This is a genomic window from Chryseobacterium sp. 22543, assembly GCF_052044565.1.
Classification (GTDB): Bacteria; Bacteroidota; Bacteroidia; order Flavobacteriales; family Weeksellaceae; genus Chryseobacterium.
Genome location: NZ_JBQENH010000001.1, coordinates 453,741 through 469,607, shown reverse-complemented (window position 1 = coordinate 469,607; position 15,867 = coordinate 453,741). Strand labels below are relative to the sequence as shown.

Below are 15,867 nucleotides of genomic sequence, written 5' to 3'. Positions count from 1 at the left end.
GCTCTTTTTCCTTTTTCAATTATCTTCGTGCTTAATTTTCTTTCCAATGTCTAAAAAATCCCAGCCAAAATCTGATTTTGTTTCGCAGCTAGCTTTTGATGAAGTGTTGCAGCAGGTGGAATTTGATCTTAGAATCAAGGAATTTGTGGTGATGGAAATTGATAAGGCTAATTATATTATACAGCCAAATATTCCTTACCGCTCAGATTATTTCTGCATTTTCATGATACAGAAGGGCGGGGTCACATTCAGGTTGGATGACAAAAGCTATGAAGTCTCCAAAGGTGATATTGTTTTTTGCCCGATGTTAGAAACTTTTTGGCTGGATGAAATTACTGAAGACTATGATGCTAAGTATATTTTCTTTTCATTGAATTTTATTTCTGACGCAGGTTTTAATTATAAGTCAAATAATGTTCTGAAGAGCCTTTCGTCAGATCCTACTCATATCATCAGGAATGAATCTGATGTGTACAGGAAACTGAATTTCCATCTCGATGAACTTAAAGTGTTGAATGATAAGGAAAAAGATAATTATTATTTTAATGAAATGATCTGGCATCATTTTTCGCTGGTCATCTATGAAATTGATAATTACTTCAAGAAAACAGAAAAACCTCATCAGGTAACCAATCGAGAAGATGAGTTGACGACCAGCTTTTTCACGCTGGTTCAGCGTCATTTCAAAGAAGAGCATAACGTGCAGTTTTATGCCGATAAGCTTTTTATCAGCCGTAAATACCTTACGAAAGTCATTAATAAAACGGTGTTCAAATCCCCAAGAGATATTATCCATCAGGTTTTAGCGGTAGAAGCCAGATTACTGCTAAGAAATCCTAACCTGAATATTGCAGAAGTCGCCTCTCAATTAAAGTTTTCAGATCAGGCGTCTTTCAGTAAGTTTTTCAAAAAACATGTGGGAAGATCCCCTTTGGAATACAGAAAGGATGATTTGTATTGATAATGAGTGATTTATGATTTTAAGACGTCTTTTTACCAAATTTAAACTATAATTTCGATTAAAAATAACAAATAGTACCATTTATATTGTCTATGGATGATATTTTTCATGTTTTTTGAAATAAGGAGTCTTTTTGACAAAACAAGAGGTTTTTTGAATAATCCTATTGAATTTTTTTCGTTCGATTTTTGTCCGGAAAATTTAAAAGGACTATTGTTATGCAAAGATTTTTTATTCAAAAATCAACCCTACTTTTCCTCTCACTGATCGTTTTGACGGGGTGTAGGAAAAATAATCAGAACCAAGGCTATCAGCAGCAGGCACCGGAATTACCTGTGGCAAAAGTGACCCAGGGAGACGCCTCTCTTTCCAGAGAATATGCAGCATCTGTAGAGGGTGTTTCCAATGTGGAAATCAGACCTCAGGTAACAGGATATTTAAGTAAAATTTATGTAGATGAAGGAGACTTTGTGAGAGCAGGGCAGCCGTTATTCAAAATTGAAGATCAGGTTTTTCGCGAGCAGCTGAAAAGTGCTCAGGCAGCTTTGATCACCGCTCAGGCCACCCTTTCAACTTCTAAAATTGATCTTGACAGGAAAAAAGAACTGTTCAGAAATAAAATGGTTTCAGAAATTCAGGTAAAAGAAGCTGAAGCTGCTTACAATGGAGCAAGAGGAGCCGTAAGCCAATCTACATCCACTATTGAATCAGCTAAAATCAATATGAATTTCTCTACCATCAAAGCTCCGGTAAGTGGATTTATCGGGAGATTCAACTATCGTTTGGGAAGTTTGATGACACCGGGGAATCAGGAACCGATTACCTTATTGTCAGATATTCATCAGGTATATACATATTTCAGTTTGAGCGAAAATGATTTTAATAATTTCCAAAAACAGTATGTAGGAAACAACATTGATGAAGTGATCAAAAATACTCCGGCAGTATCATTACTTCTTTCCGGTGGTGAGCAATATGCTGAAAAAGGAAAGATTGATGCCGTAGAAGGACAGTTTAATAAGACAACCGGATCAATTACATTAAGAGCAAAATTCAACAATCCCAATAATCTTTTAAGAAGCGGAAATACCGGTAAAATTGTATTGGATCAGTTCTACAGCAATGTTGTTTTACTTCCTATTGTTTCTACCAGAACTATTCAGGATAAAGTGTTTGTGTTCACAATTAAGGGTGGAAAAGCAGCAATGGTTCCCATTGAAGTGAATGGAAAAGCCGGCGATAACTTCATTGTAGCCAAAGGACTTAAGGCAGGAGATGAATATATTACCAGCGGCTTTGACCGATTACAGCCGGGAACCCCTGTCGTGGCACAAAAGAAAAATGCTCAACAGAAAAAATCGTAAGAAGAAATCATGTTAAAGAAAATTATAAAAAGACCCGTACTGGCAACGGTTATTTCCGTATTGCTTGTTATACTGGGGATTGTCGGGATGGTAAGCCTTCCGATTACCAAATTTCCTGACATTGCACCGCCTACTGTTATGGTAACCGCTGCTTATCCGGGAGCCAATGCTGAAACGATTGCCAGGTCGGTAGCGCCACCTTTGGAAAATGCTATCAACGGAGTGGAAAATATGGACTATATTACTTCTACCGCAAGTAATGACGGAACATTAAGCATTACTGTTATTTTCAAACTGGGAACAGATCCCGATCAGGCAGCGATTAATGTGCAGAACAGAGTAGCGCAGGTGACCAACCAGCTTCCTGCGGAGGTAATTCAGGCGGGAATCACAACAGTGAAAAGACAGAACAGTATGATTGCGATGGTTTCGCTGACCAGTAAAGATGGAAAAATGAACGACCTTTTCCTTGAAAACTATGCGAAAATCAACATCGTTCCGGAGCTGAAAAGGGTAAAAGGAGTAGGAGATGCAATGGTGTATGGAAATAAAGATTACTCTATGCGTATCTGGCTTGACCCGAATAAGCTGACTTCATACAATCTTACCCCATCCGATGTTTCCCGTGCCATTCAGACTCAAAACCTGGAAGCAGCACCAGGAAGATTAGGAGAGAGAAGTAAAGAAGTAATGGAATATGTTCTTCGGTATAAAGGTAAGTTTACAGAGCCTGAGCAATATGAAAATATCACCATCAAAGCATTGAACGACGGTTCTGTTTTAAAACTAAAAGATATTGCCAAAGTGGAATTCGGAGCATACAGCTATACGGTTTCTTCCAATTATAATAAAAAAGCTTCCGTAACGATGGCGATCTTCCAGATGGCAGGATCTAATGCGAATGAAGTGCAGATTGCTCTTCAGGAGAGAATGAAAGAGTTGGAAAAATCTTTCCCGGAAGGAATGGATTATGAAATTCCATACGCAACAAAAGAAGCGTTGGATCAATCCATAGAGCAGGTGATTCATACATTGATAGAAGCATTTATCCTGGTATTCATTGTGGTGTATATCTTCCTTCAGGATTTCCGTTCCACTCTGATTCCGGCCATTGCAGTTCCGGTATCTATTATAGGAACTTTCTTCTTTATGAAGGTTTTCGGATTCTCTATTAATATTCTTACGCTGTTTGCCCTGGTATTGGCGATTGGTATTGTAGTGGATGACGCTATTGTAGTGGTGGAAGCGGTTCACGCCAAGATGGAGCATAAAAAACTGAATCCGAGAGCTGCCACGATGTCGGCAATGAGTGAGATTACAGGAGCTATTGTTTCTATTACGTTGATCATGTCTGCCGTATTCGTTCCGGTAGCCTTTATGAGTGGCTCCACAGGATTGTTTTACCAGCAGTTTGCCTTGACGTTAGCAATTGCAATTGTGATTTCAGCAATCAATGCATTGACACTGAGCCCGGCGCTGTGTGCTTTATTCTTAAAACAACACCATCCGGGAACGCATGAAAAAATGAATTTCAAAGACCGTTTCTTTGCAGGATTCAATGCGAGCTTCAATAAGCTGACTTTCCGATATGGTAAAGCTGTACTCTTCCTTTTAAAAAGAAAATGGGTGGCCCTGATCATCATTGTGGCCTTCGGAGGATTGTTTGCATGGATGTCTATGACAACACCTAAAGGATTTATTCCGGATGAAGACCAGAGTTTTATTATTGTAACAGCAAACCTTGCTCCGGGAGCATCAAAGGACAGAACTTCAAAAGTAGTTTCCGACACGGAAGACCTATTGATGAAAAATCCTGCTGTGGACAAAGTAATTTCAGTAGACGGATTAAACCTGTTCAGTGGTTCCATGTCATCTTCTGCAGCTTCTATTTTTGTTAAATTAAAAAAAGGAGGCGAGAGAGGAGCTGTGAATAACATCAATGACATTATAGGCCAGACGCAGGGTATGCTTTCTCAGGATAAAAGAGCCAATTTCCTTGTGATCAATACGCCAACGGTAGACGGTTTCGGAAATACAAGTGGTATGGAGCTTGTGCTTCAGGACCGTACAAACGGAGAACTTCAGAATTTGGGAAATATCTCCTATGGAATGATGGGAGCCCTGATGCAGAGACCGGAAGTGGCGGTAGCATTTACCACCTTCGATGTTACGTATCCTCAGTTTGAAGTACTTGTAGATGAAGTGAAGTCTGCCCAGCTGGGAGTGAATGTTTCTGAAGTACTGGGAGTAATGCAGGGATATTACGGAAGTATTCAGGCTTCAGATTTCAACAGATTTGGAAAGTATTACAGGGTTCTGGTACAGTCTACTCCGGAAACAAGACAGGATAAAGAATCCCTGAACGGAATTTTCGTTAAAAATAATTTAGGCCAGATGGTTCCTATCAATACATTGGTAAGCCTTAAACAGGTAACGGGAGCTGAAGTGGTAGACCGTTTCAATCTATTCAACTCATCCAACTTAACGGTAATGGCTGCTCCGGGATACAGTACAGGGCAGGCGATGGCCGCCATTGAAGAAGTGAGCAAGCAGGTACTTCCTCCGGGATATACTTATGATTATAAAGGAATGAGCCGTGAAGAAGCAGGTTCAAGCTCGCAATCTGTCATGATTTTCGGATTATGTATCGTTTTTGTATTCTTCCTTTTATCCGCACAATATGAAAGTTATATCCTTCCATTAGCTGTATTGATCGCTATTCCGGTAGGACTTTCAGGAGTATTTGTCGGAATTACATTCGCGGAGCTGTCTAACAATATTTATGTACAGATTGCTCTCGTTATGTTGATTGGACTTTTAGCGAAGAATGGTATCCTGATTGTGGAATTTGCTATTCAGAGACGTAGAGCAGGGAAAAGTCTTATTGCATCTGCAGTGGAAGGAGCAAAAGCACGTTTACGTCCTATTTTGATGACCTCTCTGGCATTTATTACCGGATTGCTGCCATTGATCTTTGTGGTAGGACCTTCAGCAATGGGTAATCACTCCATTGGATATGCGGCCATTTCAGGGATGCTTTTCGGAACGATCTTAGGAATTTTTGTGGTTCCTGTTCTTTTTGTGGTATTCCAGGCTTTGCATGAGAGAATCAATGGAAAGGTAGTAACAGATGCGGATTGGGAATATTAATTCAAATGATTTAAAAATGAAAATTAAAAATATAGCATATATCGCATTCATTTCAGGGACGGCAATTTCCTGTAAAGTTCAGAAATATGAGCAGCCTGAGGTTAAAATGCCCGAAGCTTTCAGAAATGATAGTATTGTTTCAGGGCAAAATGAAAATATTGCTAAGATCAGCTACAAAGATTTTTTCAAAGATCCGGTTCTGGTAAGCTTGATTGATAAAGCGATGGTACAGAATAATGATCTTCAGGTGGCTTTAAAGCAGATAGAATTTGCCTCCCTGGCGTATACTCAGAGTAAATGGGGAAATATCCCGACGATCGGTGCTTCTGCCAATGCGAATATCAACCGTCCCTCAGACAACAGTATGAATGGAATGATGGCCGGACAGTTCATGGGGAAAAGGTATATGGAAGATTATACAACTTCTCTTAGTTTTTCATGGGAAGCAGATATCTGGGGTAAGATCAAAGGCAGAAAAGAGCAGGCTTTAGCAGAATATCTTAAAACACAGGAAGCAGCAAAGGTGGTAAAAACACAAGTGGTGTCTGCTGTAGTGCAGGGATATTATAATCTGCTGATGCTGGATACTCAGCTGGAAATTACAAAATCCAATCTGGCATATGCTGATAATACGTTGAAGTTTCTGATCAAACAGCAGGAACTGGGATTAACAACAGCTTTGGCAGTACAGCAGCAGGAAATTGTAAAAGATCAGATTCTGAAATCAATTCCGGTGATTGAAAGTTCTGTGACAACCCAGGAAAATGCTTTGAGTCTGCTGACGGGTTCAATGCCCGGGAAAATTGAAAGAAGTGCAAGCCTGAACAATGTACAGTCTCCGGATCATATTGCGGCGGGAGTTCCGTCAGAATTATTAAGCTACAGACCGGATATTAAAACGGCTGAGCTTGACGTAAGAAAGAGCGCTGCAGCGATTCACGTTGCCAAAATGAGTATGTATCCGTCACTGAATATTACAGCACAGGGTGGTGTAAATGCTTTCCAGATCAGTAAATGGTTCAGCGTTCCGGGATCTCTTTTCGGAATGGTGGCAGGAGCAGTAGCACAGCCTATTTTGAATGGAAAACAGTTGAAAACGCAGTATGAACAGTCTAAAGTAGTTGCTGATCAGGCGGAAATCAACTTTAAACAGTCTGTTTTAAAAGCGGTAGCCGAAGTTTCTGATGCACTGGTACAAATTCAAAAACTGGAAGAGCAGCAGAAAATTGCAGAAGGGCTGGCCGTGAAATCCGGTGAAGCGGTGAAAAAAGCTGATCTGTTATTTAAATATAATTCAGCAACTTATGTAGAGGTGATCATTGCCCAATCGAATAAACTTCAGGCAGAACTGGAACTGGCTTCTCTGAAAACCCAGAGACTGAATGCTATAACAGCACTTTACCGCTCAGTAGGAGGCGGGTGGCAATAAAGTAAAATTGAATCTGCTTCGTCTGTAATGATGAAGCAGGTTTTTAATCCATTATCATTATGAAGACAAATATACAGGAGGGAATCATTTTAATTCCGGATTTCAGCGGATTTACCGAATTTGTGTTCAATACAAAATTGTATACAGGCGAGTATATTGTAAGACAGCTATTGTCTACACTGATTGATGTGAACGATCAGTATTTTGAAATTTCCGAGATTGAGGGAGATGCCATTTTATTTTACCGTTATGATGAAAATCCGTCTTACCAGAGCATTTCAAAAATGCTGTGGAAGATGAGAAGTGCTTTCAACAGAAAGATAGAGGAGCTGAGTAAGAGTTTAAGCACTACTATTGATCTGGCTCTCAAGTTTATTGTTCATTATGGATCTTTTTCACAATACAATATTGGAAACTTCAGAAAACTATATGGGAAAACAATTGTGGAAGCCCATCAGCTTTTGAAAAACGGACTGGCAGAACAGCCTTCTTATGCTCTTTTCAGCAATTCTTTTCTGGAAAACAGCAAAAATAAGGAGTCGGATTTTAATAAGGATCCGCGTCGTCTGCCTGAAGTAGGCGTTATCCATTATTTTGAAAATTTAAACTAGCATATATTTTTTAATATTATTCCTTGTAAATTTGCTATTGCTAGCGGCCCGGGTGAGATCCGGGCTTTTTTGTTGGTAAGACTTTTAGAAATTGAATGAATGAACAACTTATTTTCATAATGAAGACTCTCATATCAATGACAAATTGTAAAGTTTTTTAATAAAAATTAAATTACAGATAAAATATGTTTTTAAGAATATTTATTATGGAAGTGATTTATATTGTGTTTGTTTATTGAAAAATTTTCACTGTTTTCCAGTTTATGCTTCTATTTTCAGTTGATATCTTGCTGGAAATTAAGGATTTATTTTATTTTTTTTACTTTTTGATGTAACAAACTTGTGAAGATAATGGTCTTATAGAAAAAACTATAATTTCACATGAAAGTAATCTTATTTCCAATAGCGATACTAGCAGGTTCATTTGCAATGGCTCAGCAGGCCCCGGCAGCAAAGGATACTGTAAAAGGAAATACAAAAGAAATAGAAGCGGTTACCCTGGTTGCCAGAAAGCCGACCGTAGAATCTAAAGTAGACAGAACTGTATTTAATGTAGCCAACAGTGCAATTCTGGCAGGAAATACAACATGGGACGTTCTTAGAATGACTCCTTTGGTAAGCATAGATAATAATGATGATGTAAAAGCCGAAGGACAGATGGTTACAGTATACATCAATGATAGAAAATCGGTTTTTACAGGGAAGGAATTAAAGGAATATCTTAAGACAATTCCTGCCGATAACCTGATGAAAATTGAAGTGATTACCAGTCCTTCTTCACGTTATGAAACGTCAGGTTCCGTCATCAATATTGTTTTAAAGAAAAGGGATGATGAAGGTTTAAAAGGAAGTATATCTTTCAACAACAGACAAAGTACCAAAAACTCACAATACACAAATTTTAATCTCAACTATCATAAGAAAAAATTTACCCAAACCCTTATTGGAAGTTATAATGACGGAACTTATGTGCAGAAGAATCAGACATGGGATAACCGTTATGCTGAAAATAAACTTACTCAGTTTAATCTGGAAAATGTAATGAGAAATGAAAGTCCATCTCTTTCTTCCACTTCAGAGTTTGAAATCAATGATAAAAATAATTTCGGACTTGTACTGGAGTATTCCCAGAACAGGAATTTGCTTTCAGCAGAATCTGATGGGATGACTACAAAAGATGGAGATCCGGGTGAATCTTTTCACCAAATTCAAAATAACTGGGGATTCAGCCGTAATCTGGGTACTAATGCTTTCTATAAATACTATGATAAAGAAAAAAATAGAATTTTAGATATTAATTTAGGAACCAATTATTCCAGTAATGACAATGATAATTTGATTGACAAGCAGATTAATAAGCAGGGTGTGATAACCAATCAGCAGCTGGGGTCTATCAGTTCCAATCAGATGCGTAATTATTATCTGAAAATAGATTATACACAACCTTTTGGTAAAACAGGAGGTACGATGGAAGTAGGAGGGAAAACGGAATTGAACAATCATGTTATTCCTAACAGTCTCTATGGATTCAGTATTGATAATGGTACACCGGAATACGCTAATCTTTCCCAAAACGACAGATTCCATTATGAAGATCATCTGAGCTCTTTATATGCCAATTATAGCAAAACATTTTTCGAAAAACTGGAAACAAGAGTCGGAATCCGATATGAATATATTGATTATAAAGTGAGACAGGATGTGGCAGGTACAGAGAGAAGAGATTCTTACGGAACTTTTCTTCCCAATCTATTGCTGAAATATAATTTTTCAGAGAAATTTGATTTGAGTCTTACCTATAACCGAAGTATCTGGAGACCTTGGTATTCTGAATTTAACCCTTTTGTGACGCCTGAAATTAATGGAACGTATTCCAGAGGAAACCTTTATCTGAATCCAAACCCCAACGACAGGCTTTATCTGAAATTCGGAATTTTGAAAAAGTATTTTCTTTCCGCAAGATATATGCACACCAATCAGGATTACTGGACTACTTATGTAACGGAAAACGGAAGAACAGTTTCTCTACCAGGGAACTTTGATGGAAAAGTTGAAAAATATTACCTTTTTGCCAATACCAATCAGAACTTCCTGAAAAATAAACTGAATGTAAATGCCGGATTTGGATGGTATTACATTAATAATAAAGATTTTAACGAGAAAAATAAACTAGGTGCCAAAGATTATATCAGTTATTGGGGAGCCTCTGCGAATGTTTCTTATACCAACCTTTTCAATAAAAACATTAATCTGAGTGCATGGGTGGAACTTGCCAATCAGAACAATGGAAATTCATATGCGAATAATACCAACGTATTCCACAATATTTCAGTCACCAAAATATTCCCGAAAACTCAGATGGAACTGAGCATGCAGCTGATGAATATTTTCAAAAGACCTTATGGTGATAACACTACTTACAGCCAGGATGGGACTTTCAGAGAGTATTCAAAATGGGATTGGTACGGAGTTTCTCTTACGTTTGTAAAGCGTTTCGGAAACCAGAAGGTAAAAGAAAATACTAAAACCGATGTAGAGAAAAATGGTGGCGGTGGAAAATAATCATAATATTTGTTAGATCGATGAAAGCAGGTTCCCAATTGGAATCTGCTTTTTATTTTCCTGAAATATTTATGCTTAATGATCTTAGTATAGCAAAAAATCTACACTGAAGTTTTTGAACCATTAAGAAAATATTAAGCTGTTAAGAGTATTAAGAGCATATCTGAAGATATTCATAAAACACTGTGCTTCATTCAAATTTATTTGAATCTTAATTTTTCTTCATCACTTAAGAACTCCTTAATGGTTTAAAAAAAGTTTTGAAGATTGAATATTTGAGCACATCTAAAATTTAGATTTTTATTTTTAACGTAAAGTTTTAATCTGAGATATTTTTGAATTTAAGTGAGCAAAGAGATGGAATCAATAGTAATTGATTCTATTATCTATTAGCTTCATCCGCGACGTTGTCGCTTCACTTTGCTTCCTTGTATCATACGACAGAATCTAAGAATCTTTGCGTTTAAATAAATTATAAAAAAACAGATCCCAATTTGGAATCTGTTTGCATTCTATCAAATAATTATTAAATAGAGTTTATACTCTTAACTCTCAGTTTTTATTTAAGGGTAAACTTCACTTTTGTTTTAATGGCATCGGAAGAATTTCCAATCAGTGCTTCAAAATCTCCGGGTTCAGCTACCCAGTCATGTTTTTGAGCATCAAAGAAACTTAAAGCCGATTTATCAATGGTGAAAGTAACTTCTTTCTGTTCGCCAGGATTCAGATATACTTTTTCAAAACCTTTCAGTTCTTTTGCAGGCCTTGGAACAGATGATTTTAAATCACTGATGTAAAGCTGGGCAACTTCAGCACCTGCCTTTTTACCTGTATTTTTAACTGTTACAGTAAACGTAATTTTACCATCCTGTGAAATGCTTGTCTGGTCTGCTTTTGCCTTTCCGAATTCAAAAGTCGTATAGCTCAATCCATGTCCGAAACTGAACAGAGGTTTTATATTTTTAGTATCATGCCAGCGGTAGCCTACAAAAACGCCTTCGTTGTAAGTAATATTGATAGGGTTTTTCTGGTCTTTACCTTTTCCAGCAGCCAACTCATCTTTCTGCCCGGGATATTCTCCAAGTTGATGTGCTGAATTGTCCTCCAGTTTTACAGGAAATGTAAACGGAAGTTTTCCTGATGGATTTGCATCACCTGCCAGAATAGAGGCAATAGAATTTCCAGCTTCAGAACCCAGATACCACGACTGTAAAACGGTCGGAACTTCTTTGATCCAAGGCATAGCTACGGCATTTCCGGAAACCAAAACAACAGCAAGATTTTTATTCGCTTTTGCAAGAGCAGAAATCACATGATCCTGGTTATAAGGAAGTCCATAGCTTTTTCTGTCATTTCCTTCACTGTCCTGGAAATCAGCTTTGTTCAATCCTCCTACAAAAATTACATAATCTGATTTTTTGGCCAATTCTACAGCTTCATTCAATAATTCAGCTTCAGAACGGGTATCTTTTAAATCCTGTCCGGATTTTACCCCATTATATTCACCTCCGATATCTCCTACATAACCTCTCGCATACTGTACATCTGCCTGCTTTCCAAACCTTGACTTGATTCCGTCTAAAGGAAGAGCTTCGTATTTCACTTTTAAAGATGAAGAACCTCCACCAACTGTCATTATTTTAATGGCATTCTCTCCAATAACCGCTATTTTTTTAGCTTTATTAAGGTCAATAGGAAGTACATTACCCTGGTTCTTTAATAAGACGATTCCTTCTTCACCAATTTCTTTGGCAACAGCTTTATGCTCTTCAGAAGCAATATTCCCGAAAGGTTTATTGCGGTTCATTGTTGTTTTATAAGCAAGGCGAAGTAATCTTGTTACTTTATCATCAAGCTCTGTGGTTCCTACTTTTCCTGCTTTAATCAGATCAAGATAAGGTTTTGCCAGATAGTAGTTGTCATAGGCATTTTTAGTTCCGGCAGAAAGTCCGTTGGTCCACGATCCGAATTCCAGATCAAGTCCGTTATGAATCGCCTGTTCCGTATTGTTTACAGCACCCCAGTCGGAGACTACAACCCCTTTATAGTTCCATTCCTTTTTTAGAATATCATTTAATAGATATTGATTCTGGCTGGCATACTGGCCTTTGTACATATCATAAGCACCCATGATTGTCCACGAATCACCCTCTGTTACCGCTGCTTTGAAAGGTGGAAGATAAATTTCATAAAGAGCCCTGTCATCTACATTCACATTGCTCGTATGACGGAACATTTCCTGATTGTTCAGTGCAAAATGTTTCACAGAAGTTGCCACCCCATTAGATTGTACCCCTTTAATATAAGGAACTACCATTTTTGAGGTCAGATAAGGATCTTCACCCATATATTCAAAATTTCTTCCATTCAGAGGAGTTCTGTAGATATTGACTCCAGGTCCCAGAAGAATATCTTTTTTTCTGTAGCGGGCTTCTTCACCCAAAGCTTTACCATAATTCCATGACATTTTTTTATTCCATGTAGCGGATAAAGCAGTCAGAGCAGGGTAGGCGATAATGGAGTCGTTAGTCCATCCTGCCTGATCCCATTCGTCCCACATCACTTCAGGACGCACCCCGTGAGGACCGTCAGTGGTCCAGAATTCCGGAATTCCAAGTCTTGGAACACCCGGCGAACTGAATTTTGACTGTGCATGAAGCATTGCCACTTTCTCTTCCAGTGTCATTCTTGATAATGCATCCTGAATACGCTGTTCTACAGGTTTGGATTCATCTAAATAAACGGGAAGGATATTATTAGTCTGGGCCATATAAGAAGCAGAAATAAAGGTGAATAAACTTATAATGACGGTTTTCTTTAACATAATGCCTTTCTATTTGATTAAAAGCAAAAATAGAGAAAATTTTTTATTATCTCAAATTGAGAAAATAAATTTTAATGAATAAAAAAACTGTCCACGTATTTGCAGACAGCTTATTATTAAATATTTTTAATTATTAAGAAAAAAATCGAAATTGCAAAATGGTAAAAGACAAATGAAGCTACTCCTATATTTTCACTCAATACCTTTAACCCTACAACCCTCCTAACACAGTGCCTGGATTCCTACGGAATGACAAGGTGGACGTATAGGTAAAGCGTGTAGTTTGTCTATTCTGTAGGAATCTACACCAAACCTCCTATTCTTAAATTCTCACCCGAAAACCGTACCCCCGCATCTCGAATTCACTCTCAAATCCTCAGACTCATTAATCCCATCCTTTCACAGCTCCGCCTTTGAAAATCTCTTTGGCTTTCTTTTCCACTTCCGGAGACTGGTAGGCTTTTACAAAGTTTTTTACTTTCTGACTGTTTTTATTATCCTGTCTGGCAACCACCAGATTCACATACGGAGAGTCTTTATCTTCAATTAAGATCCCCTGTTTTTCCGAATCTAATCCTGCCTGAGCTGCAAAATTGTTATTGATAATTCCTACCACAACATCCCTGTCATCTAAGACTCTTGGAATCTGGGCTCCCTCAATCTCCATGATTTTCAGCTGTTTCGGGTTTTCTGTAATATCTGTTACTTTTGGCAGAAGTCCTACACCTTGTCTTAATTTTAGCAGACCTCCTTTCTGAAGCAGAAGCAGGGAACGTCCTCCATTGGTTGGGTCATTGGGAATAACAACAGTGTTGCCTTCCTGCAGCTGACTGATATTTTTAATCTTTTTTGAATAGGCTATAATAGGGTATACAAATGTATTTCCTACAGGTACAAGATGGTATCCTCTCTGCTTGGACTGCTCTGCCAGATAAGGAAGATGCTGAAAAGCATTGGCATCAATATCTCCGTTTGTCAGGGCTTCATTGGGAACTACATAATCATTAAAAGGAATAAGTTCCACATCCAGATTATATTTATCCTTAGCTACTTTTTTGGCAACCTCAGCAATTTCCTGTTCCGGACCATAGGTGATTCCTACCCGGATAAAGTTCGGATCATCTTTTCTTCCCGAACAAGCACTGAACAGCAGTATTCCGGCAGCTATTACACCAAAAATCTTTATTTTTTTCATTCTATTTTTTATTTAAATGGATTAGGACAGAACAAATGAGTAAAATAATATACTTTCCAGTTCGCATCCCAAACTCAACTACCTGTGATCAAATCTTTTTGATAACCGGTCTCCCGCAAATTGAATGATGAAGACCAGCAGAACCAGTAAAATTAATACCGTATTCATAATGACAATATCATATCCGATATAACCATACTGATAGCCAACCTGTCCAAGTCCGCCTGCACCTACAGCACCACCCATTGCAGAATATCCTACAAGCGTAATCAAAGTGATTGTGGCATTGTTGATTAAAGAAGGAAGTGCTTCAGGAAGCAATACTTTTCTGATAATCTGTAAAGGAGAAGCTCCCAAGGCTCTTGCCGTTTCTATAAGACCATGAGGAACCTCAATAAGGCTGTTCTCAACAAGTCTCGCAATAAACGGAGCTGCCCCCACACTTAGCGGAACCAAAGCTGCATTTACTCCAATAGAAGTTCCTGCCAGAATTCTCGTAAAAGGAATCATCCATACGATCAGAATAATAAAAGGGATGGCACGGAAAATATTAACCAGAATAGATAGTCCTCTATGATAGACTGCATTTTCCAGCAGTTGTCCTTTTCTGGTTAAAAATAACATGATTCCCACCGGAAGTCCAAGTACAAATCCAAAAAATCCGGATAAAAATGTCATATAAACCGTTTCCCAGGTTCCTTTTGCCAAAAGGGCAATTACCGTATCACTAAGCATATCCTTTTACTGTATTTTGAATTTTATTTTGGTTGAAATAATAGATCGCCTGTTGGTTTTCTTCAGCCTCACCCTGAAGCTGCAGCAAAATTTTTCCAAAATTTGAATTTCCGAAATATTCTACGTCAGCCTTTAAAAGTTTATAAGGGATTTTATATTGATTGTATAGCGCTGAAAGAATTTGTTCAACACTGATGTTTTCGTTAAGTTCTATTTCGACAAGCGGAAATAAACCGTCTTTGGGTTCTTTCTGCAGTCTGCTAATGAATTCCTGTGGCAGGGTCATGATGTCTGAATTTATAAATTGCCGGATTATCGGGTTCTCTTTGTCCGAAATAATCTCGCTTAAAGTTCCTTTTGTTAATAATTTTCCTTTGTCGATCACTGCAACGTGGTTGCAGACCGCTTTGATAACTTCCATTTCGTGGGTAATTAAAAGGATGGTAATTCCCAGTCTCTGATTGATATCTCTTAAAAGCTGCAGAATAGATTGCGTTGTAGCCGGATCCAGCGCACTGGTTGCTTCATCACAAAGCAGAAGGTGAGGATCATTAGCTAGAGCCCTTGCAATAGCTACCCTCTGTTTCTGTCCTCCTGAAAGACTTCTGGGATAATCATTGGCTTTATCTTCAAGCCCTACGATCCTCAGTAGTTCGTTGACTTTTCTGTTGATTTCATCCTTACTGCTATGATCCAGTTCCAAAGGTAGAGCTACGTTATCAAAAACAGTTCTTGAAGAAAGAAGATTGAAATGTTGGAAGATCATCCCAATTTTTTTACGTTCCTCAGCCAATTGCTTAGAATTGAGCTGGGTAAAATCTTTTCCATTAATAATAATCTGCCCTTCATCCGGTCTTTCCAGTAAATTTACTGTACGGATAAGGGTACTTTTTCCTGCACCCGAAAAACCGATAATTCCTACAATATCTCCTTTCTCTATATTTAAACTCACCTTATCCAATGCCTTAAAGGACTGTTTTTTCTGGTGAAATGTTTTCGATATGTTTCTGATTTCTATCATTCTGATTTTGTATTC

At 38.0% G+C, this 15,867-nt stretch carries 10 protein-coding genes; 6 read left to right on the top strand and 4 right to left on the bottom strand.

Annotation, left to right across the window (positions count from 1 at the left end):
- Positions 1-46: 46 nt before the first annotated feature.
- The 6 genes from ACTJIP_RS01975 to ACTJIP_RS01950 all read left to right on the top strand — a co-directional run bounded on the left by ACTJIP_RS01975 (position 47) and on the right by ACTJIP_RS01950 (position 10,077).
- Positions 47-961, top strand: a complete 915-nt coding sequence (locus ACTJIP_RS01975) for a helix-turn-helix domain-containing protein (protein WP_077418560.1) — start codon at positions 47-49, stop codon at positions 959-961.
- Positions 962-1,179: 218 nt separating this feature from the next.
- Positions 1,180-2,325, top strand: coding sequence for an efflux RND transporter periplasmic adaptor subunit (locus ACTJIP_RS01970; RefSeq protein WP_077418561.1), 1,146 nt, complete (start codon positions 1,180-1,182; stop codon positions 2,323-2,325).
- A gap of 9 nt (positions 2,326-2,334) precedes the next feature.
- The gene (locus ACTJIP_RS01965; RefSeq protein WP_077418562.1) at positions 2,335-5,475 is read left to right on the top strand and encodes an efflux RND transporter permease subunit; all 3,141 of its coding nucleotides are present in this window, start codon (positions 2,335-2,337) and stop codon (positions 5,473-5,475) included.
- Positions 5,476-5,491: 16 nt separating this feature from the next.
- Positions 5,492-6,904 (top strand): efflux transporter outer membrane subunit, encoded by a 1,413-nt coding sequence (locus tag ACTJIP_RS01960; protein ID WP_077418744.1) that lies wholly within the window; start codon positions 5,492-5,494, stop codon positions 6,902-6,904.
- 59 nt (positions 6,905-6,963) lie between these two features.
- Positions 6,964-7,515 (top strand): DUF2652 domain-containing protein, encoded by a 552-nt coding sequence (locus ACTJIP_RS01955; protein WP_047388034.1) that lies wholly within the window; start codon positions 6,964-6,966, stop codon positions 7,513-7,515.
- A gap of 381 nt (positions 7,516-7,896) precedes the next feature.
- On the top strand, positions 7,897-10,077 hold the full coding sequence (locus ACTJIP_RS01950) for an outer membrane beta-barrel protein (protein WP_440704049.1): 2,181 nt from the start codon (positions 7,897-7,899) through the stop codon (positions 10,075-10,077).
- Positions 10,078-10,636: 559 nt separating this feature from the next.
- Here the strand turns inward: ACTJIP_RS01950 and ACTJIP_RS01945 are convergent.
- The 4 genes from ACTJIP_RS01945 to ACTJIP_RS01930 all read right to left on the bottom strand — a co-directional run bounded on the left by ACTJIP_RS01945 (position 10,637) and on the right by ACTJIP_RS01930 (position 15,852).
- Positions 10,637-12,847: a glycoside hydrolase family 3 C-terminal domain-containing protein gene (locus ACTJIP_RS01945; RefSeq protein WP_440704227.1), complete on the bottom strand. Its 2,211-nt coding sequence runs from the start codon at positions 12,845-12,847 to the stop codon at positions 10,637-10,639.
- Positions 12,848-13,286: 439 nt separating this feature from the next.
- Positions 13,287-14,096, bottom strand: coding sequence for a methionine ABC transporter substrate-binding lipoprotein MetQ (gene metQ, locus ACTJIP_RS01940; protein WP_077418565.1), 810 nt, complete (start codon positions 14,094-14,096; stop codon positions 13,287-13,289).
- A gap of 78 nt (positions 14,097-14,174) precedes the next feature.
- The gene (metI, locus tag ACTJIP_RS01935) at positions 14,175-14,831 is read right to left on the bottom strand and encodes a methionine ABC transporter permease MetI (RefSeq protein WP_047378236.1); all 657 of its coding nucleotides are present in this window, start codon (positions 14,829-14,831) and stop codon (positions 14,175-14,177) included.
- The gene (locus ACTJIP_RS01930; RefSeq protein ID WP_219072998.1) at positions 14,824-15,852 is read right to left on the bottom strand and encodes a methionine ABC transporter ATP-binding protein; all 1,029 of its coding nucleotides are present in this window, start codon (positions 15,850-15,852) and stop codon (positions 14,824-14,826) included. The genes metI and ACTJIP_RS01930 overlap by 8 nt, the downstream gene beginning before the upstream one ends.
- Positions 15,853-15,867 lie beyond the last annotated feature (15 nt).